Here is a 21,947-nt window from a genome sequence, read left to right as displayed (position 1 = left end):
ATCCGGCTAAGATAGGGAAAAAGCGCAATGGCGGAAGGCTCCCCTTTCCAGAGAAAATATCCGTATTTTGGGATGAAACATGCTTAGCCTATGCGCTCCCTCCTGTTCCCCTTCCTGCTGCTGCTGGCAGTAAACGCAGCCTCACAGCAGGCAGACCCGTACAATTATTCCCCCCGTAAGTATATGGCAGCCACCCGCTTCGCCGTATCCTCCGCCCATCCGATGGCCAGCGAAGCAGGGGCTGCAGTGATGCGCCAGGGAGGCAACGCCGTGGATGCCGCCATTGCCACACAGCTGGCACTGGCCGTCGTGTATCCGCAGGCGGGGAACCTGGGCGGAGGAGGCTTTTTGGTGGCCCGGCTGACAGACGGGCGCACCCTCTCCATCGATTACCGCGAGAAAGCACCCGGCAAAGCACATCGCGATATGTACCTCGACGCCGCCGGAAACCCCGTGGTACGCCGCTCGCTCGACGGGCACCTGGCCGCCGGAGTACCCGGTACCGTAGCCGGACTGGCAGCCTCCTTGCCTTACGGGCGGCTGCCGCTCTCAAAGCTCGTGGCTCCGGCGATAGTTTTGGCGGAAAAGGGATTCGCTATTACCGAACAGGAGGCAGCCGGACTTAACAGGTTACAAGAGGCATTTATCCGGCTCAACACCCGGCCATCCGCATTCGTAAAGGCAGCACCCTGGAAAGCCGGCGATACCCTGATTCAGAAAGATCTTGCCAATACCCTGCGCCGTATTGCGAAGAAAGGTATGAAAGGATTCTATGAAGGCGAAACCGCCCGGCTCGTAGCGGAAGAGATGCAGCGGGGCGGAGGCATCATCACGAAAGCTGATATGGCGGCGTATAAAGCCGTTCTGCGCAAGCCGGTGGAATTCACCTTCCGTGGTCACACTGTTATCAGCATGCCCCTCCCCAGCAGCGGCGGCATCGGATTACAGCAGATGCTCGGGATGGTAGAAGATTTCCCCCTGGAAAAATATGGATTTCACAGTCCGGAAGCGGTGCAACGCATGATAGAAGCGGAACGCAGGGCGTATGCCGACCGTGCGCAATACCTCGGCGATCCCGACTTCGTGAAAGTACCCGTACAACAACTCACTGACAGGAAATACCTGCAGCAAAGAATAGCCGACTTCACTCCCGGCAAGCCTACACCAAGTACCGGCGTCAAAGCCGGCGGGCCGTTCGAAAGCATGGAAACCACGCATCTCAGTGTAGTAGATGCAGAAGGGAACGCCGTTTCCGTAACTACTACCCTTAACGGCAGTTACGGTAACAAAGTGGTAGTAGGCGGTGCCGGCTTCCTGCTCAATAATGAAATGGACGACTTCTCTGTTAAACCCGGCGCCCCTAATCTGTACGGGCTGCTCGGAACCGAGGCCAACGCCATCGCACCAGGCAAGCGCATGCTCAGCTGTATGACGCCCACCATCGTACTGAAAAACAATCTGCCCTACCTGGTAACCGGCACACCCGGAGGATCTACTATCATCACCTCTCTCTTTCAAACCCTCGTAAACGATATCGTGTTCGGGCTGGATGCAAAAACCACCGTCAATGCCCCAAAGTTCCACCACCAATGGTGGCCGGAGGATGTACTGATTGAAAAAGCATTCCCGGACAGCACCCGCACCGCACTCACCAATATGGGATACAACCTCAAAGTGAGCGGGCCCTGGAGCAGGACGGAACTGATCCGTATCCTCAACGGGAAGATCGAAGCGGTAGGCGACTGGCGGGGCGACGACAGCGTGGCAGGAGAATAAATTCGTACATTTAAACCTTCAACAAAATATCCTGATGTATGAGACTTTACCTGGACAGTGCGAAGAAACGACTGCTCTCTTACAAAGAACTTGCGGAAAAAACCTTTACGCAGCTGAACGATCAGCAGATACACTGGCAGCCTGCCGGTGAGCCCAACAATATTTACATCATCGTAAAACATATGAGCGGGAATATGCTGTCGCGTTTCACCGATTTCCTGACCACCGATGGTGAAAAAACCTGGCGCCAGCGTGATGCGGAGTTTATAGACGACGCACCTAATGCCACCATGGCCGATATGCTGGCTATGTGGAACAAAGGATGGGATTGCCTGATCAACACCATCGACAGTTTGCAGGAAGAAGATCTCAGCAAAACCGTACTCATCCGCACGGAGCCATTGACAGTGATAGATGCCCTAAACCGGCAGCTCTCCCACTATCCTTATCACGTAGGGCAGATTGTGTATCTCGGGAAAATCATGCGTGTGGAAGGATGGCAAAGCCTTTCCATTCCCGTAGGGCAATCGCAGCAGTATAACCAGGAAAAAGCCGCCGGCAAATGAAACATCTGATCCTATATTCCGCCGCATTATTGTTGCTGGCAGCATGTAACAACGGCCAAACGAACGAGCTGCTGCAACATAAAAAATGGAAGGTATATGACGTTACCCTTCCTGCTGGCACCTCGTACAACCATGTGCAGGCCACACAGGCCGAAGATCTGAAAAAAGGCTATTACAGCGACGCCTATTACCAGTTCCTCGACAACGATCTTTTCATCGCCACCATTAGCGGTGTGCCTGATAGTGGTAAGTATTCCCTGCTCAGCAACGGGAAGATTATTTCTATTACCGGGGCTAACGGATCGCGCAACGCGGAGCATATGGTGGAAGTAGTGAAGCTGAATGAAGAGGAGTTTGACATGAAAGTGAATACCGGCGAATATCATTTCATACTTCGTACCCGGAAGCAATAACATGATCAGGATCACACATAGTATGCCCGGCAGAACCGTAGTTTGCGACGGCCGGGAGCATTTATTCTTCTCCGGGTTTTCGTACTTGGGCATGCATACCTCTCCCGTGTACCGGCAGCTGCTGACGGAAGGCCAGGAGCAATTCGGGAGCGTGTACCCCAGCAGCCGCATCGGCAACCTGCAACTCAGTTTGTACGAACAGCTGGAGCATGCGCTCGCGGTGCATACAGGCCAGCAGGCAGCCGCCTGCTTTTCATCTGGCTACCTTTCCGCACAGGCAGCGGTTACTTATGCCATCACGAAAGGTACACCGCTGTATGCCCCAGGAGCTCACCCTGCACTGCGCTACTCCGGGGGCACCGTGGCCGCAGGTAATTGGAACGATTGGCTGGAAACCTCGGTAGACCTGCTCAACCGCGAGCCTGATCATACCAATGTACTCATCACCGATGCCGTGGACCCGCTGCGGGGTGAGGTACATGACTTTTCACCACTGGCGCGCCTGCACAGGAAAGCCCTCGTGGTGATCGATGACTCCCACGGGCTGGGCATACTGGGGAAGCAGGGCGAAGGCATCGCCGGGAGCCTCCCGGCATCAGAAGGCGCCCGTTACCTGATCACCGCTTCACTGGCAAAGGCATACAGCCTCGAAGGCGGTATGGTAGCAGGGCATGCGGCAGATATTGCCGCCATCCGCCGGCTACCCCTGTTTACCGCCAGCACTCCCATCATCCCCGCCAATGCATATACCTGGCTCAAAGCCGGCCCAGTTTACACGGAGGCGCTCCGCATCCTCCGCAGCAATATCACCGCACTGGTAAGGCTGACAGGTGGCATAGATGAGCTGCCCAATCCGCATGGACTGCCGGTATTCGTTCTGAACGATGCTTCGGAGGAGGTGTATACCTGGCTGCTGTCCCGCGAAACGCTCATCTCTTCTTTTGCGTACCCCGATCCGCAGGGCGACCGCATCAACCGTATTATACTATCTGCGCTGCATACACCAGATGATCTGGATATGCTCGCCGCACAACTCGTTCAATATTATTCCCGTACCTAGCTTAAAATGAACCGCTTCATGCTTAAAAAAACCTTCGCTTTCCTTGCCATACTGACGGCCGCTTTGCCCTCCATGGCGCAGCATTCCCTCCTGTATAAAGTATCCGGTAACGGGCTGGCACAGCCTTCTTACCTCTACGGCACCGTACACCTGATCTGTGAAAAAGACTTCAACTTATCCTCCCAGCTGAACAAAGCCGTACAAAACTCCAAAACCATTTACTTGGAAGTGGATATGGACGACCCGCAGCTGTTCCTCACCATGGGACCGCTTTTACAGAACAACGATCCGGAATACACCCTGGAAAAAGCATTTAAACCGGCAGACTACCGTAAGCTGCAGCAGTTTATGAACGACAGTCTGAAGATGGATGTGGCCAACTTTAAAAAGATGAAGCCCATGGTATTGCTGAGCCTCATGTTGCCTAAGATGCTGGAATGCAGATCCTCGGTATCCTACGAGCAGAAGCTGGTAGAACTGGCTAAGTTCTCCAATAAGTCAGTAGAAGGACTGGAAGACATCGCTGATCAGATCAAAGTATTCGATAACATGCCCGACTCCCTCGAAGCGCGGATGATTATGGAATATATCAGCGATATCCCGAAGCAGCGCGCCATGTTCAAACGCCTGATTACATCCTATAAAGCGCAGGACATTGTAGCCCTGCACGACATGCTGGGCGAATCACCCGAGTTTAAGGGGTACGAAGACATCCTGGTGTATAACCGCAACCGCAACTGGATACCCGTGATGGATAAAGCCATGCGGAAAGAAAGCACCTTTTTTGGAGTTGGCGCCATGCACCTCGGCGGCGACCAGGGAGTGATTGCCCTGCTGAAAAAGAAGGGTTACAAGGTAGAAGCCGTAACTAAATAATTGATTTTCTGTAATATAGGAAGCCACCCTCCACTAAGGGGTGGCTTTTTTTATGGGCAAAGAGGGCGTAATAATTCGTCAACTTCAAACCGGGTTCATCATGTAAAAGCGCCTGTTGGTGTATCGGATTTTAAGCCGGGAAGCCGCCGATATAAGTTTGCATCATCAAACACAGCGTATGCAAACCATTTTAACCGTTATTTTCTCAGCATCAATCCTTTCAGCAGCTCCTTCCGCCATTGCGCAGCAAAAGAAAGACTCCATCCCCGCCCCGTCCGTAAAACAGCTCAAAGCCCATGAGGTAACCAGCACCACTCCTCCCATTACGGTACAGGGCGGTACGATGACCGTTAACGTAGGGAAATCGGTGACCGCAGCAGGCTCCAACGCCTGGGATGTGGTCACCAAATCTCCCGGCGTATTGACGGACAATAACCACAACCTCCAGCTCAACGGCAAACCGGTTACCGTTTATATCGACGGCCGCCCCAGCCGCCTGAGCGGGGAAGATCTCAAAAACCTCCTGGCCTCCACCGCGGGCAGCAACATCGACAAGATAGAGCTCATGAGCATGCCCAGCGCCAAATACGACGCGCAGGACGGGGCCATCATCAACATCAAACTGTTTAAACCGAAAGATCTTGGCACCAATGGTACTGTTACCCTCACCGGCGGCTTCGGGCGCTATCCCCGTACCACCGAGGGCGTAACCCTTAACCACCGCAGCAAAGGCGTGAACCTTTACGGCGGGTATGATCATATCTATGCCAAAACCTTTATGCACAATACCAACGACCGCTTTTACCCCGATGGTTATGTGCTCACGGAAAGCGATTACAACCGCGAGAATAAAAACACCCACAACGTACGTGCCGGGGCCGACTTCGACCTGTCGAAAACATCCTCCGCCGGCGTGCTGGTAAAAAGCATGTTTAACCGCCGTACCCGCGAAGGTGATAACTACACCACCCTCCCGGATTCCATCTTCCGGCAGGGTGCAACAGGCACCCAAACGCTGGTGAACCCCAGTGTGAACGCTTACTTCCGCACGGCCAGCCAGAAGCATAAAAATGAACTGACCATTAATGCCGACTATTTCAATCACCGTAAAGACTGGGACGATCAGTTTGCCGGGCAGTATTATTCCCTGAAAGAAGACGTGATCGGTTCTTCCACCAACATCCGCAACTTCACGGAATCCGGCATCGACCTGTACTCCCTCAGTGCTGATTACACCCAGCAGTTCAAAGCCTTTAAGCTGGAAGCGGGTCTTAAATCTACCTTCACGGAAACCGATAATGACATGCATTGGGAAACCATGGCGGCAGGCAAATGGATCAACGACCCTACCAAAACGAACCACTTCGTGTATAAAGAAAACGTGAACGCAGCCTACGCCGGACTAAGTAAAACAGTGAAGAAATGGTCGTTCAACGCCATGCTGCGGATGGAACATACCAATGCAAAAGGCAACAGTTTAACCATTGATAAGAAGTTTGAGCGCGATTACGTGCAGCTGTTCCCCAGCGCATCTGCTTCCTATAATATGAGCGCCACAAACCAGTTCAGCTTCAGCTACCGCAGGAGCATCAACCGCTTCGGCCTCGATATCGTGAACCCATTCATCACCTACGTGAACGCATACTCCCTCCGCGAAGGCAATCCGGATATTATGCCCATGCTTTCACAGGCAGTACAGGCAACCTGGAGCCATAAATATCAGCTGTTTACCACCATCGCATTTACACGGATGACGGATAACCTGAGCATGACCTTCCGGCAGGATCCGGTTACCAAAGTGCAGGTGATGAGCTTTGCAAACCAGACCAACTTTAACCTGGCCTACGCCAACGTGGTTTGGGTGAAACCCATCACTCCCAAGATCCGCACCACCATTACAGTGACCGGTCTTTACCTCGGGATCAGCACCGTGCTGGACGGGATGGACTATAACAAAAACAGCGTGACAGCTTTCGCCAATATCCAGAACACCTTTACCCTGCCCAAAGGCTTCACCGCTGAGGTGAACGGTAACTTCCGCGGGCCGCTCATGGCAGGTTATGCCGTACTGAAGACACAAGGTAATGTGGACCTCGGGCTGAGCAAAAGCATTATGAAAGGCAAAGCATCCTTGAAACTTGCGGCGGTTGACATCTTCAACACTAACCAGATGCGGTATAAAGTGCAGTATTCCACCATCCACAACCTGGGCCGGATGAATATGGATAGCCGCGCCGTGAACCTGACCTTTAACTACCGGTTCGGAAACAATAATGTAAAAGCTGCTAAAGCCCGGAAAAACAGTATCGAGTCCGAAGCAGGCCGTACCAATTCCCAGCAGACATTCTAATACAATACCATTGCAGGCCTTCCTGACCGGGAGGCTTGCAATGGTATTTTCATTATTTTTGAACGAAAGCACACCTTCCACCCATGCTCCTGGACAAAACCAGCCAATTTTTTAAAACCGAATGGAAAAGGATCCTCCTTCTCTTTTCCATTTCCCTTATCTGGAATATCCTCACCTTCCTTTTCATCTATACCCTCGACCCCGACCTTACCAACAACGCCTACGACCGCTTCGGCGGCGTCTGGATCACCATCTTCCGTTCGTGCATTGAATTCACCATCACCTATTATATACTGATCTTTCTGGCCTGGCTGCCTGCGTTGCAGGATAACCACTGGGGCAGGTTCTTCCTCATAGCCGCACTCCTCTTTGCCGCTAAAACAGGCTATTCCCTCCTGTATGAATATGCCAAAACCGTATATGAAGTACGTGGTGGCCAGGAGAAAGTAGTGAAGTTTATGACGGCCAATAAAATGATCGTTTTCCTCGCTACACTTACTTTCACGTTCCTCTTTAACCTCGCCATCACCTTCATAGTGGCGGTATTTATGCACTTCAGCCGCAGGGAAAAGCTGCAGAAGGAACTGGAGAAACAAAAAATGGACGCCGAGCTGAGTGCCATCAAATACCAGATCAATCCCCACTTCCTTTTTAATTCCCTTAGCTTTATATACAGCAAGACAGTTCCGCTGAGCGAAGAGGTGTCTAACGCCGTACTGCTGTTGTCAGATATTATGCGGTATGCCCTCGGGAAAGAGGAAGATGCTGAAGGGAAAGTAGCGCTTACCAAGGAGATAACGCATATGAAGAACGTGATCGGCATCAACCAGATGCGGTTCAATAATAAACTAAGCATCCAGTACAGCGAAGAGCTTAGTAATCCTGCTGCGCGCATTGCCCCGCTGATCCTTATCACGCTGGTGGAGAATGCATTTAAGCATGGCGACCTGCTGGACCCCGCCAACCCACTCGTAATCCGTACAGAAGCAGATAACGACCGCATCCGGTTCTATATCGGCAACAAGAAGAAACAAGGGCCCAAAGAGCTCTCTACCAGCATAGGCCTGAACAATGTGCGGCAGCGCCTGCAGCTCACTTACCAGGGCAAACACAACTTTACCATCAACGAAACTGAACATTTTTATACTGCCGAACTGATCATTCAACTATCGAAAAATGATTAACTGTATTATCATCGATGACGAGCAGCATGCCATCGATCTGCTGACACATCACATCAAACAAACGCCTTTCCTCAACCTGCTATATTCCACCACCGACCCGCTCGAGGGCCTGCAGGTGCTGCATCAGCATAAAATCGACCTCATATTCCTCGATGTGCAGATGCCTTCCATGACCGGTATCGACTTTATTAAAGCCATCAACGGAAAATGTAAAGTGATCCTCACCACGGCCTACAGTGAATACGCCATGGAAGGTTTCGAAAACGAAGTAGTGGATTACCTGCTGAAGCCTATTTCCTTTGCACGGTTCATTAAAGGCGCCCAGCGTGCACTGAGCCTTATTCAACCCGTCCCCCCGGGAGCAAAGGAAGAGAGTGATTTTGTATTCGTGAAAACGGAGCAGAAAGGGAAACTTATAAAGATTAATATCCGGGATATCATTTTCATCGAAGGGCTGAAAAACTACGTGAAGATCCATACCCGCAATGGTGAAAAGATCATCGCACTTCTGAATATGAAAGACCTCGAAGAACGCCTGCCTGCTGCAGACTTTGTGCGCACGCATAAATCCTTTCTGCTGGCAACCAGCTTTATCAGGATGATAGAGGGCAACCTGGTTCACCTTGATCATACAGATGAGAAGGTGCCCGTGGGGGATACTTACCGGGAGGGGTTCATGAACCTGATGAAAGAGAAGATCATGACGAATAAAAAGTAAAAATAGTATTACATAAAAAAAGAAAGGGCGGTATTACTACCGCCCTTCTTTTCTATGGTTCAGGTTTCGATCAGGGATAGAAAGCTTTCCAGGTAACCTTCCAGTTGCCGGGCCGGAAGAACTTAAATCTTACCGCTGCGAACATATCGTAGTGGTCGTTCTTGCCAAAAGTAGCTCCGGGTACCCACCACTCAAACTCACGGTCCTGAGTATTGAAGGGATATGCCACATCGTACTCCAGGCGGTCATCGAACTTCCGGTAACCGAATGTGAAGTCCTCCAGGCGTTTCCCTTTTTGCTTGCTGCCTTCGGGGAACAATTTGGGATTGATTACAGTTCCGTCCGGTGCAAGGAACTGGAAAGTAAGCGTATTGCCTTCGCCCATGTATTCCACTTTCTGGAACTGGATATTGATAGAATCAAAATAAGGCGAACAGTTATCCCAGTCATAGTCGGCGCATACGATCCATGCATAGTCATCACGGTACTCGTAATCATTGCCTTTCACCACTTTCACTTCCAGGGCATTCTGGATGATGCGGGTACCAGCGCTGTTGGATACTTTCACGTCGATGAAGTAGGTGCATGAGTCCATGGTATAGCTTTCCTTGCGGAAGATGATACGGCCATCATTCTTGCTGATCTCAAACACCGGGCGCTTCACTTTTCTTTTCTTTTTCTCCAGTTCTTCCAGTGTTTTTTCCTGGCCGGTGAACTCATCGATCCATTCAACGGCATCCACCTGCTGGAGCATTTCCGGTGCAGGCTGCCCATTCCATTTACGGATGGCGGCGAGTTCAACGGAGATGGGCCCGGTGGAGCGGTCCAGCAACAGATCGCCCTTCATGGCATCACGCCCTGTTTCGAGCGTCATGATTTTATCTTTATAACGGATATTATTACCGAAATACCCGTCCTGCACTTCCACTTTTCTGCAGCCATATGCAACGCTGCCTACGATAGCGGCGCTTAGCAGTACTTTATATAATGTTTTCATTTTCATGATTGCATGTGATTAAATATTCCGGAAGAATACTATTTGAATGGGAAATTGAAAGTATGCGAACCGTTGAGTACCTGGATATTACCGTTGGTAGCCTGCAGATCGGAAGTGATTACCACACCGCTGCTGATCCAGGGGTTCCAGCGTTTGCCGCCTACTTCTGTTTCCGGCCAGGTGTTAGCTGCAGTAAAACGACGGCTGAAAAACTGAGCATACCCGTTATGATACCATACACGGAAGAATTTCGGGCCGGCTTCTTTCACACCGTTGTAATCATCACGGCGGGGAGAATCGAGGAACAGGGAATCGCCAGAGAGTGTCTTAACAAACTCTCCGCCTCCTTTGGCTGTCTCGAACTCGAATGGCACATTATCGCGCCAGATCCTTCTGTTCGGGATGATGTATTTCTGCATTGCATTGCGGAGGGTAACCACATTTACAGTATCCAGTTTAGCACCACCAATCTGTTTCAGATAGTTAACCACGCAGAGGTCCTTGGGAGCAATGAAAGTGATGTTATTCTTCTTCACTTCCTCTGCCAGCCCGGTTTTGTCGAGTATCCATACGATGGTATCAAATTCGTACGGGCGGCTTTTCAGGAAGTCGTAGATGTTCATGTCCAGCTTGCCGGTATGCACGCCACCATCGATGAAGTGCTCTTTCTGGCAGGAGGCGGTTAATGCTACTGCAGCGAGGAAGAACCAATATTTAAGAATGATCTTTTTCATGTTGTTTGTTTTTGTCGGTTAGTAACGCTGCCAGTAACGCATTTGTTCCATGTTCGGATTTTCTTCAAAAGCACGGTTGGAAACCGGCCATGTCCAGGCACCATCATTAAATTCTTCGGTAGTCATATCCGGGCGGGTAGGCACTTTGATATAATCCGGTGAAATGATGTTACGGGTGCGTACCAGGTCGTAAAAGTAGTGTCCTTCACCTAGTAGTTCACGACGGCGTTCGTTGAAGATCTCCAGTGAAAGATCTGCATCAGCACCGGTCCAATCGCCCAGCCAAACCCTTTTACGGATGGCATTCAGATCTTTACGGGCATCTGTATTGTTACCGAGTCGTGCATTACATTCTGCGCGAAGGAGCATGATATCTGCAAGGCGGAATACAACGATATTGGCGTGATAGATGTAACGCAGCGGATCTACTACCCAACCATATTTAGTATACACGAATTCACCCGGCTTAGTGGCGCTTCCGGATTTAGGGAAGAGCACAACGAAACGCTGGTCATTTGTGGTATCAGGATATATGATACGGGGATCTGTGATGCGGCTGAATACACGGGAACCAGCAGCGTTGGTGCTGTCATTAATCTTCAGGTAGTTGATACCCCAGAATGGCTCATTCCGGTCAGCCAGGTTAGGACCGAATAACATCAGGTTAGCCAGAGAGGTATTACGGCCTACTTCGCCGGTAGAAGGATCGAAATCTATCTCCATGATACCTTCAGCGCTTCTGCCTCTGAAAATAGTGGGGTACTGATAATACACCGGTGAAGTGGAAGTAGGCTTACGATCTTCTATCAGGGAATACACGCCGCTGGTGATAACTTTGGTGGCATACGTTACCGCCTCCGCATCTTTATGACGCCAGGCCAATGTATGTGCCAGTGTAGCCTGTACCATACCACGGGTGGCGCGGATTGGGTTCTTCCAGGAGCTGGAATATTGCAGTGGGAGAATGTTCTCAACTGCTTTCAGCTCAGTTTCCACGAAATCCAGGACTTTGTTATAATCTGTACGGCTCAGTTTATCCGTAGTGCGGGATGCAGTAACCAGCGGCACATTACCCCAAACGCGTACCATATAGAAGTAGGTAAAAGCACGCATGAAACGGGCTTCAGCCACATAGTGATCGCGGGTATAGGAAATGAACTGATTATCCGGCACGCGGGAAGCGTTTTCCAGAACTATGTTACATTGTTCAATTACCTGGTAGAAGGGGAACCAGTTGAAGAGGATACCATCCCAACCGTTGGTTCCACCCCATTCGGTACGCAGCCTGTTCTTCCGAAGCGCCGCATCCGTATTCTCACGGATAGGATCCTTAGTGGTATAGGAGGAAAGGCTCAGGCCTCTCCTGTCTCCATACATAAAAAAACGCGGCTGATAGCCATTGGGATCATTGGTATTCATCGGACTTTGCACAAAAGTTGCGCGAAGTACGCCATAAGCACCTGCCACGGCCCCGTCCAGGTCACGTTCGGACGACCAGAACTTGGCATCGGGTACTGCTTCGATGGTGTCGATGTCCAGTTGCTTGTTGCAGGACATTGCTGTTAATCCCACCATCCCCATCAACACATAATATATTTTTCTTTTCATACGATGCTTGTTGTTTGGATTAGAAAGTCACATTTAAACCCAGGGTAATTTTGCGTGACAGCGGGTAGTTTCTGCCGCGGTCGTACCCTGATGGGAATTCGATACCCTCAGGATCCCTGCCGGAGTATTTGGTCAGGATGAATACGTTTTCGGTATTTCCGTAAACCAGCAGCCTGTCCAGTCCAATGCGTTTCACAGTTTTGGAAGGCACATTGTAGCTGATCATGAGGTTTTTCAGGCGCATGAAAGATGCATCTTCCACGAATGCGCTTTTATAATCGTATACGTTCCAGAAAGTTTGTACGGAACCTGTCCAGTAATCAAGTGTGGGAAAACGTGCATCTTCAGCTCCGCGGCTGCCCGGGGCAAATCCAAAGATGTCATATTCTCCCAGCGGGGGGATACCACCCCAGTCGAGTGAATTCCCGTTGAAGTAATCGAAGGTTTTATAGTTCGGGTTATAACCACCCACCACTTTTGTGGAGTTCCAATAGCGCTGCAAAGCTGAGTTCACCACTTTCACGCCCCAACGGAAGTTGAAAAGCATGTCTACTGTGAAGTTATTCCAGGAGAAGGTGTTCGTCCAGCCGCCTTCCAGCTTGATGCTGGGATCACCTACCCAGGTACGGTCGTTCACTTCACGTGCACCGTCACCATTGAGGTCATTGATCTTGTAGTCTCCATTGAGGTCGATGAACCGGGGAGATCCTTTACGGTAAGGCAGGTAGCCGTAGTCGAAGTACAGTTTTTGACCGGTAAAAGGATTCACAGGTACTTCTGCATCGGATTGCCAAACACCGTCGCTCACCATGAACATGAAGCCATATGGAGCGGAACCTACTTTCACCATCGTAAGTGCATCGAGGTACCAGGGCTGGTTGTTATTTGGCAGTTTAGCTACTTTGGTAGTATTCCTTGCCAGAGCAAGACGGGTGGTCCAGCTGAAACCTCCTGCTTTAGCGGGGGAAAAGACTTTGCCGGAGAGGGTCAGCTCAAAGCCTTTATTCAACATGTCTACCCCGTTTTTATTAATGTATGAATAACCGGAGCTGGTAGGCAGTGTTTCGGTATAGGTACCGCCTTCTGTATAACGCTGATAGAAATCAGCGATAAGGCTGATACGGTTTTTCAGGACGGAAAGTTCAACACCGAGGTTAGACTGATCGGAATACTCCCAGTCGAGGTTCGGGTTGCGCATTTGCGTGAAGTTCTGCACTGCCGTGGCTGTGCCTCCATAAGATGTAACGAACGATTCACCGGGCTCACCGAAACCACCTGCTGTAGGTAACAGGCTGCTGATGCTGGCGAAGTTCTGCACGTACTGATTGGCGGTTTTACCCCAGCTGTAGCGCACCTTGGCTTCATCGATCCAGGGAAGGTTGTTCTTCACGAAAGGCTCTTCCGCGATACGCCAGCCGGCCGAGAAGGTGGGGAAGTAACCCCAGCGGCGGTCAGGAGAAAGTTTGGAGGAACCATCTGCACGAAGCGATGCGTCTAACAGGTATTTTTCGCGGAAGCCGTAGTTCACTTTACCCAAAACGGAAGAAGTGGCATTGGCACCGTAACCGGTATTAGTGATCGTGTTTTTCGGAGAATAGCCCTGTACTACCTGAATATAATCGGAAGGGCCTCCCACAGCCTGGATGCGCGTGATCTCCATGGTATTCTTGTTGAATTCCTGTACGATGAAAGCGCCGTAGTTGTGGTCGTTATTCTGCGACGTTCGGTTGTAAGCCAGTTGGTTTGTGATGGTATAGGCATTGCTGACACCACTGTATTGACCTGCCTCGGAAATACCATTGTTAGCTACACCGGCGAAGAAGTAATCGCGTTTGTCTGAAGCATAACTGATCGAACCGGTAGATGTAAAGATCAGTTCGGGTGTGAACTGATACATCACCTGGAGGCTGGTATTGGCTGTATTAGTGAAGTTCTTATCACGATTGCGGGTATATGCATCCAGCATTCCGCCACCGTAAGGGCTTTTATCAGGCACCATGTACACGGAAGAAGGAACGCTCCAGATCCCGCGGGAGCTTATACCCTGACCGTTCCGGCTGTTACCACGGGAACGGTCTGTACGTCCCAGATAGGATTGCAACTGGATCGTAGTTTTCTTGTTCGGCAGCAAACGTCCGGTAAAGTTTACAGTATAGCGTTTGAAGCCGGTGTTGAGGACGATACCCTGCTCATCGAAATAACCACCGCCCAACCGGAAGTTACCCATTTCATTACCTGAAGATACGCTTGCGTCGTAGTTCTGGATATGGCCGGTGCGGAAATACATGCTCTGCCAGTCGGTAGAGTTGTTGAAGAAAGGATTGAGACTGTCCGTCATCTGAATGGGCATACCCGACATAATATTGTTGTACGGGGCGAAACGCTGCCAGATATCAACTTTCGCTTCACGTTCCGCTTTACCACCCAGTACAGGGAAAAGGGACGGTGCGAAGTTTATACCGTTATAAGCGCGGACATCAATTTTGGGTTTGCCGGATTTAGCGGTTTTTGTTTTGATGATGATTACACCATTAGCACCGCGGGAACCATAAACTGCAGCGGCAGCGGCATCTTTCAATACGTCGATCGACTCGATGTCGTTAGGATTAAGCCAGGATATGGGGCTGTTTCCCGTAGCAAAATCATTAGCGGAAAAACTTTTCGAGCCTGCACGGTCTGCCGGCACCTGAATCCCGTCTACCACATACAGCGGATCGGAATAAATCCGGTCGTCGTTAAAGCTGGAAGCTACGCTGGCGTTACCACGGATAAAAACGGGAGCACCGATACCGGGTGCACCGGAGCTGTTGATAACAGCAAGGCCCGCCACACGGCCCTGTAACAGATTTACAACAGAAGCGGCGGGAATGTTTTGAATTTCATCACCTTCCAGGCGGGTAACGGAAGTAGTGAGCGTTTTACGTTTCTTTTGCTCATAACCTGTGATCACAACGTCTTTCAGTTGCTGGGCATCTGACTGCAAAACAATGGAATACTCAGTGCGGCCATCCACTTTGATGGTGGTGCGGGTGTACCCCATAAAAGAAAATTCCAGGGATGGGGTGGCTGTTTTCAGCGTAAGGGAAAATTTACCGTCTGCGAGGGAGGCGGTTCCATTAGAAGTCCCGACTTCCCTGATGGAGACACCCGGCAGTGCCTCCCCCTTGGCGTCCTTCACTGTACCGGACACCTTTCGGTCCTGAGCCAGGGCAACGGCAAAGCTTGCCCCTAGCAGGACCAACAAAAAGAGTAGCTTCTTGGTCATACAACTTTGATTGATAAAATGTGTAATGATGAATGCAGTGCAATGAAATCCTCTATCCGTTGCAATCTGTTCAATCGAAAGGTAATCGGATTAAATATTTGTTAAAAATCCTGTCACCTATTCATGATAATCTCATTACATTTCAACAACCTATGCCGATATGTTAAAAAAAACGTAAAATTTAGTTTAGATAAGATTGTACTTATCAAGGCGTTATGCAGGTGATAAATCACCAAATGTAAGTACGACATTTTCGTAGCTGAATATTATACCACCTCACGGTAATTTATCATTACAACAAAAGAATATGCATGACACAATCATGACATTCATGGTTTAAAGATCATCACTTCCCATTCCCCATTTTCCTTAATCGCAGCGCGGTACATCCCTGCAGTGTTAAAAGGCATGGCAATATTTCCTTTACGGTCGATCGCGATGAGTCCACCATCGCCCCCCAGCGCAGGCACTTTATTCATTATCAATTCGTTAGCCGCATCTTTTATGCTCATCCCTTTATATTCCATAAGGTCACATACGGTTTTGGCCACCGTCAGCCGGATGAAATACTCACCCCAACCCGTACACGAAACAGCGCAGGTAGCATTATCTGCATATGTTCCGGCGCCAATAACCGGCGCATCCCCTACCCGTCCGTATTTTTTGTTGGTCATCCCTCCGGTAGAAGTGGCCGCAGCCAGGTTCCCCTGCCGGTCGAGCGCTACGGCACCCACAGTCCCGAATTTATAATCGAGGTGTTCCGCACCCAGCTTCGCTGAGGCGGTTGCGGTATCCGCATGATCCAGCTGCTGCCGCGTGGAATCCAGTTTGCGGGCGCGCTGCAGGCCCTTCCAGCGGTCGTCCGTATAGAAATAAGACGGGTCTACGATCTCCATACCGGCCTCGCGGGCAAACGTTTCAGCCCCTTTACCTGTCATCATCACGTGCTTACTCTTCTCCATTACTGCGCGGGCAGCGGATACCGGATTGCGGACAACGGTTACGCCCGCTACCGCTCCGGCTTCCAGCGTACGGCCATTCATAATTGCAGCATCCAGCTCGTTTTTCCCCTCCGCAGTGAATACCGCCCCTTTTCCCGCATTGAAGAGCGGGCAGTCCTCCATCGACCGCACGGCCGCCTCCACGGCATCGAGGCTGGTACCGCCTTTCTTTATTATATCATAGCCCGCCATCAGTGCGGATTTCAGGGCTTCTTTATATTCCTTTTCTTTTTCAGGAGTTAGCTGCGACCGCAGAATGGTACCTGCTCCGCCATGGATGACGAGTACGTAACGGTCCTGCCCGGAGGCCCACCCGCTCATGAAGAGGAGGCAAATAATGACTATGATGCGCATATGTTGAGCTTTATTCAAAATTATAAGTACCAGATTCAATTGGCAAACATTTTGGTAATGACTATTTTTGCCGGATATAAATAATTAAATAAGCGTTCCCTGAAAAAAGTCCGTAAAATATTGACCATTGCCCTGCTGAGCCTGCTGGGCCTGTTACTCCTAGTGAGTATCCTCGTCAATATTCCGGCCGTGCAAAACTTTTTGGTAAAGGAAGTAACGGCCCGGCTTTCTAAACAGCTCAATACCAGGGTAGAGATCCGCCATGTCAACTTCCGCCTCTTCAACAGCATGCGCCTCGAAGGTACCCTAGTGGAAGACCGCAATAAAGATACACTCCTTTACGCCGAAGCACTCCACATCCGCATCACTGACTGGTTCTTTATACAGGAAAAGCCGGTTCTCAAATTCATAGGACTGGAAGATGCCCAGGTGAACCTTATCCGGCCCCGCAACGACTCTGCCTGGAATTACCAGTTTATCATCGACGAATTTGGCGGCGCCCCCGTTCAGCCTGCCCAAAAACAACGAACCGGCATATCGCTCGACCTGAAAAAAGTGGACTTCCGCCGTGTCAGATTCAATATTACCGACAAATGGGTAGGCGAAGATATGAATGTGGCGGCCGACAGGATATACCTCGACGCCGAACAACTCGATCTCCTTACCCGCGATATCAGGATCAATGAGCTGCTGCTGGATAAGCCCATGTTTATCGTATCCAGCTATCCATCCAGCCCGCTCCGTAAAAAACGTCCCCCTTCACCGGCCGCCCCTAAGGTAGTGCTGGACACGCTTTCACCCGTTCCTCTCCGTTGGAATGCAGATAACTGGAAGCTGGTTGTCAGATCCCTGCAGATCAAAGACGGTGACCTTGGGATCAATAACCTCAGCGACACCATTCCTTCAACTCCCGGAGAGTTCGATCCCTCCCGCATCCGTTTCAGCGGGATCAACCTGGCTATCACCAACAGCCGGCTCGTGAAAGACAGTATCATCGCCGACCTTACCCTTCGCACCCGCGAACGTAGCGGCTTTGAAGTGAAATCACTGAAAAGCAGGTTTAAGATGTCGCCGGTGGAAATGGAATTCACCAACCTCGACCTGGTAACCAACAACAGCCACATTAAAGATTACTATACGATGCAGTACGAGGACATGGCCGACCTGGGCGACTATGTAGACCTCGTAACCATGAAAGCCAACTTCCGGGGAACCCGCCTCTCGTCTGACGACATTGCATTCTTCGCTCCTCCCCTTTCTGCCTGGGATACAGAAATCCTGGTGAACGGATCGGTAGAAGGGCCGGTTAGTAATCTTTCTGCCGACAGTATGGATCTGAAAGGTGGACGGAATACCAGATTACGGGGGAACTTCAGTATGAGGGGCCTCCCTTACATCAACGAAACGTTTATAGATTTCAATGCGAAGGAGCTGATCACCAGCGGTACCGATGTACGCCAGTTTTTCCCGCTGCTGAAAGATATCACTGCAGTACGCACCGACCTTATCACGCACCTTGCCTTCCAGGGCAGCTTCACCGGGTTCGTGAATGACTTCGTTGCATACGGGAAATTCCAGACCAACCTCGGCAATCTCGACTCCGACATCAACTTCAAGACCAGTAAGGATGTACCCGTGTATTCCGGTAGTATCACAACTTACGACTTTCAGCTGGGCAACCTGCTGGACAATAATATCGTGGACCGGGTGACCATGAAGGCCAAAGTAAAAGGTGAAGGTTTTAACTTCCGGAACCTGAAGGCTGCAGTAGATGCAGATATCCAGCAAATCGGACTGTATGGGTATGAGTACCGGAATCTTAAGACCGAAGGGGAAATGAACCGTAAGTTCTTTAATGGCTCCCTCACCGTCAATGACCCTAATCTGGACATGGATTTTACCGGTACCATTGACTTCAACAGCCGGCTACCCATTTTCAATTTCTACTCCGAAATACGCAACAGCGATCTGAAAGCCCTCCACCTCACAGAGGATTCCATCACGCTACAGGCTAAAGCAGATCTCAACTTCTCCGGAAGTAACATCGACAACTTCGATGGTACCGCCCGATTGTACGACCTCTCCCTTTTCAAGAATAAAAGCCGCGTGGAATTTGATAGTCTTTCAGTATATACCGGTACCGAGAACGGACAGAAAACCCTGCGGATACTGGGGAACGAAGTGAACGGGTTTGTACAGGGGAGTTATAGCTTTATGGAGCTGCCCAATGCATTTAAACTGTTCCTCAATAAATACTACCCGAGCTATTTCAAATCGCCGCCGATGATCAATACCGGGCAGGATTTCAGGTTCGCATTCGAATTCGGGGAAGTAGACAAGCTTATCAGCGCATTCTCCGACGATATACGCGGGTTCGACGGCACCCGGATAGAAGGCGCACTCAATTCACTAAGCGGAAGTGTATCACTCAATGCCACAGTACCCTACGCAGCGTATACGGATTTTGGGGTAAGGAACCTTGTTCTCAAATCTACCGGCGACTTTGGCCGCATAAACGTGAGCACCAGTTTGGGCGAGGTATTGTTTAACGATAGTACCATTTTCCGTAATCCGCTGATCCTCGCCAGTTCCGGTAAAGACACCTCCCTCATTAAGCTCGACCTGCAGGCGGAAGACACGACTTCCCTCAACGGTTTTTATGCACGGTTGGTTACAGTGGGAGACGGCGTGAAAGTCAATTTCCTCAACAGTACCTTCACCGTTAATGGTAAACCCTGGAACATGACTCCGGGCAATGAAGTTTACTGGAGCACGCACTTCCTTACCGTACATAACCTGAATATTACCCGAAACGACCAGCGGATCACCATCAGCACCAACGAATACAACCCGGACGAATCGCGGTTCATGATTAATTTAAAAGACCTCAACCTAGCCGACATCCTCCCTTCAGGTATTACCCAAACCCTGGTGGAAGGATTGGCCAACGGGGAAATTGATGTGCACGATCCTTTTGGAAAGCTGACCGTTGATGCTAATATCCGGACGAGCCAGCTGCGGATCGATAATGATTCCATAGGATTGGTGAACTGGATTGGCAACTACAACAATACCCAGGGCCAGCTTACATTCGATGTGAAGGCAGACAATTCATTAGCGAGTTTTATTGCGAAGGGGACCATAGGCCTTAGCGACAGCAACCGCGTTGTTAGTGCCTCCACCGACCTGAACAATACTTCCATCAGCCTGCTGAACAAATACCTGGGCGATTATGTGAGTGACCTGACGGGTACTGCCACGGGGCACCTGGAGGTAACCGGCACTACTGACAAACCTTCGTTCAGAGGGTCCGTGAAGGTGCAAAACATCGGCATGAAAGTGAACTACCTCGGCACTTACTATAAGATCCCCCTGCTGCATGTTCATCACATGGATGATAACCTGATTGAGATGAAGCCCTTTACACTGATCGATAAGTTTAACAATACGGCAGTGGTAAACGGGTTTATCCAGCACCAGAACTTTTATGATATGAACTTCGAGTTCGATGTGCAGTCGGGGAAATTCCTGTTCCTGGATACTGGTCCGGCCGACAACGAATTATACTACGGAACCGTACTCTCACAGGGCAGGGTATATTTTACCGGTCCGCTCGATAACCTGGAGTTGCGCGTGCTTGCACGCCCGCTGAAGGGGACGCATTTTTACCTCCCGCTCAGCGATAGTAAAGATATCGGGAAGCATGAATACATTAAGTTCCGCCAGTACGGAAAGGTGGTAGAAGAACCGAAGAAGAAAAGCGATATTAAGCTGAATGTGAAGATGGACATTGCCGCCAATCCGGATGCGCAGATCGATGTAATCCTGAACGCTTCCACAAACGACGTTATCTCTGCGAACGGGACGGGTAACCTGGCCATCAATGTGAACCTGGAAGGGGATTTCACGATGTACGGGAATTACACAATCAACAGCGGAACGTATAATTTCAGTTTCCAGCGGCTGGCCAGCTGGAAGTTCGATATAGACAAAAACAGTACGATTACCTGGAACGGAGACCCTGGTGAGGCGATTGTAAATATAACCGCCAAATATACACTCCCCAAGGTGAGCCTTTACAATCTGAGTACGGCCGCACAACTGGGATCGGGTGCCAACGTATCCGCATCCGGCGATAAGCTGAACCGCGCGGAGCGGGTGGATATCCTCCTGTACCTGCGGCAATCACTTACACAGCCAAATATTACCTACGAGATCACGTTGCCAGACGTTGGATCGCTGGCATATGAAAGCGGTATCGGCTCGCGGTTGAAGGAGATCAACTCCAACCAGAACCAGGCGCTTTACCAGATATCCTACCTGCTGGCAACGGGTCAGTTTCAGCCACCGGATGGCAGCGCTAATGTGGCAATTACCGGCAAGAATAGTGTGGGCCAGGCATTAAGTGCCCAGGCCTCCGCCATCCTTAACAACTTCTCCAACACCTTCCTGAAGAATGCAGGGATCGGTTTTAACGTGAACTACACGGCATATAACTTCAACAACAGCGAAAGCAGCTCTTTCGACCGCAACCTCGTGAGTACGGGTATTACGAAATCGTTCCTCAACAACCGTATTCGTTTATACGTAGGCGGTAACTATGACTGGGGCAGGGTTTCTGCCAGTTCTTCCACACAAAACTTCGCCGGCGACTTCCGGATTGAGTACCTGCTTACCCCTGACGGGCGCGTGCGCCTGAATGCATTCAGCAAGATGGATTATGATGTACTATTGCTGGATAACCGGATGCGCAGCGGTATCGGTATGGGTTATGTGCGGGATTTCAACCGTTTCTCAGAACTCTTCCAGGACCGGCAGCTGCGCAGGATCCAGGACAGCCTGAACCGTGCTGCAATGCAACGGCGTTTGCAGGAAGACAGTATACGCCATGAAGGTCATGAAGGCGAAAAAGATACCATAATCCAACCCAGAAAGTGAGTATTTGCATCTAAGGATGCTCCCTGTCAGCGCAATTAAAAAACTTATTCCAACCCCGTATAACGCAACACGCCCTGCACTTAATACGTGCAGGGCGTGCTTGCAAA

The 21,947-nt window shown here is 50.4% G+C and carries 14 protein-coding genes; 9 read left to right on the top strand and 5 right to left on the bottom strand.

Annotated elements, in window-relative coordinates:
• Nucleotides 1-90: 90 nt before the first annotated feature.
• The 8 genes from ggt to DEV76_RS19005 all read left to right on the top strand — a co-directional run bounded on the left by ggt (nucleotide 91) and on the right by DEV76_RS19005 (nucleotide 8,943).
• Nucleotides 91-1,776 (top strand): gamma-glutamyltransferase, encoded by a 1,686-nt coding sequence (gene ggt / locus DEV76_RS19040; protein WP_109699516.1) that lies wholly within the window; start codon nucleotides 91-93, stop codon nucleotides 1,774-1,776.
• Between the two features lie 38 nt (nucleotides 1,777-1,814).
• Entirely contained in the window at nucleotides 1,815-2,342 is a 528-nt protein-coding gene (locus DEV76_RS19035) for a DUF1572 family protein (protein WP_109699515.1), read from the top strand.
• Nucleotides 2,339-2,755, top strand: a complete 417-nt coding sequence (locus tag DEV76_RS19030; protein ID WP_109699514.1) for a hypothetical protein — start codon at nucleotides 2,339-2,341, stop codon at nucleotides 2,753-2,755. The genes DEV76_RS19035 and DEV76_RS19030 overlap by 4 nt, the downstream gene beginning before the upstream one ends.
• A gap of 1 nt (nucleotide 2,756) precedes the next feature.
• Nucleotides 2,757-3,815: an aminotransferase class I/II-fold pyridoxal phosphate-dependent enzyme gene (locus DEV76_RS19025; protein ID WP_109699513.1), complete on the top strand. Its 1,059-nt coding sequence runs from the start codon at nucleotides 2,757-2,759 to the stop codon at nucleotides 3,813-3,815.
• Nucleotides 3,816-3,833: 18 nt separating this feature from the next.
• On the top strand, nucleotides 3,834-4,691 hold the full coding sequence (locus DEV76_RS19020) for a TraB/GumN family protein (protein ID WP_157962995.1): 858 nt from the start codon (nucleotides 3,834-3,836) through the stop codon (nucleotides 4,689-4,691).
• Between the two features lie 178 nt (nucleotides 4,692-4,869).
• Nucleotides 4,870-7,041 (top strand): outer membrane beta-barrel family protein, encoded by a 2,172-nt coding sequence (locus DEV76_RS19015; RefSeq protein ID WP_109699511.1) that lies wholly within the window; start codon nucleotides 4,870-4,872, stop codon nucleotides 7,039-7,041.
• A gap of 83 nt (nucleotides 7,042-7,124) precedes the next feature.
• Nucleotides 7,125-8,225, top strand: coding sequence for a sensor histidine kinase (locus DEV76_RS19010; RefSeq protein ID WP_109699510.1), 1,101 nt, complete (start codon nucleotides 7,125-7,127; stop codon nucleotides 8,223-8,225).
• Nucleotides 8,218-8,943: a LytR/AlgR family response regulator transcription factor gene (locus DEV76_RS19005; RefSeq protein ID WP_109699509.1), complete on the top strand. Its 726-nt coding sequence runs from the start codon at nucleotides 8,218-8,220 to the stop codon at nucleotides 8,941-8,943. Before DEV76_RS19010 ends, DEV76_RS19005 begins: the two co-directional genes overlap by 8 nt.
• A 70-nt stretch (nucleotides 8,944-9,013) precedes the next feature.
• Here the strand turns inward: DEV76_RS19005 and DEV76_RS19000 are convergent, their stop codons facing one another.
• The 5 genes from DEV76_RS19000 to DEV76_RS18980 form a co-directional block, all read right to left on the bottom strand.
• Nucleotides 9,014-9,946 carry a DUF5007 domain-containing protein gene (locus DEV76_RS19000; RefSeq protein WP_109699508.1) on the bottom strand — a complete coding sequence of 311 codons (933 nt, stop codon included), beginning with the start codon at nucleotides 9,944-9,946 and terminating at the stop codon, nucleotides 9,014-9,016.
• Between the two features lie 32 nt (nucleotides 9,947-9,978).
• A complete protein-coding gene (locus DEV76_RS18995; protein ID WP_109699507.1) occupies nucleotides 9,979-10,674 on the bottom strand; it encodes a hypothetical protein in 696 nt (231 codons plus the stop codon).
• Nucleotides 10,675-10,692: 18 nt separating this feature from the next.
• Complete coding sequence (locus DEV76_RS18990) at nucleotides 10,693-12,282, bottom strand: RagB/SusD family nutrient uptake outer membrane protein (RefSeq protein WP_109699506.1); 1,590 nt, start codon at nucleotides 12,280-12,282, stop codon at nucleotides 10,693-10,695.
• Nucleotides 12,283-12,301: 19 nt separating this feature from the next.
• Entirely contained in the window at nucleotides 12,302-15,547 is a 3,246-nt protein-coding gene (locus tag DEV76_RS18985; RefSeq protein WP_109699505.1) for a SusC/RagA family TonB-linked outer membrane protein, read from the bottom strand.
• 329 nt (nucleotides 15,548-15,876) lie between these two features.
• On the bottom strand, nucleotides 15,877-16,902 hold the full coding sequence (locus DEV76_RS18980) for an isoaspartyl peptidase/L-asparaginase family protein (RefSeq protein ID WP_109699504.1): 1,026 nt from the start codon (nucleotides 16,900-16,902) through the stop codon (nucleotides 15,877-15,879).
• Nucleotides 16,903-17,022: 120 nt separating this feature from the next.
• Between DEV76_RS18980 and DEV76_RS18975 the strand changes: the two genes are divergently transcribed.
• The gene (locus tag DEV76_RS18975) at nucleotides 17,023-21,840 is read left to right on the top strand and encodes a translocation/assembly module TamB domain-containing protein (RefSeq protein WP_109699503.1); all 4,818 of its coding nucleotides are present in this window, start codon (nucleotides 17,023-17,025) and stop codon (nucleotides 21,838-21,840) included.
• Nucleotides 21,841-21,947: the final 107 nt, after the last annotated feature.

This window comes from Chitinophaga deserti, from assembly GCF_003149455.1.
GTDB classification, from domain to species: Bacteria; Bacteroidota; Bacteroidia; order Chitinophagales; family Chitinophagaceae; genus Chitinophaga; species Chitinophaga deserti.
Note: the sequence above shows the minus strand (reverse complement) of the source record. Positions and strands in the feature narration are given on the sequence as shown.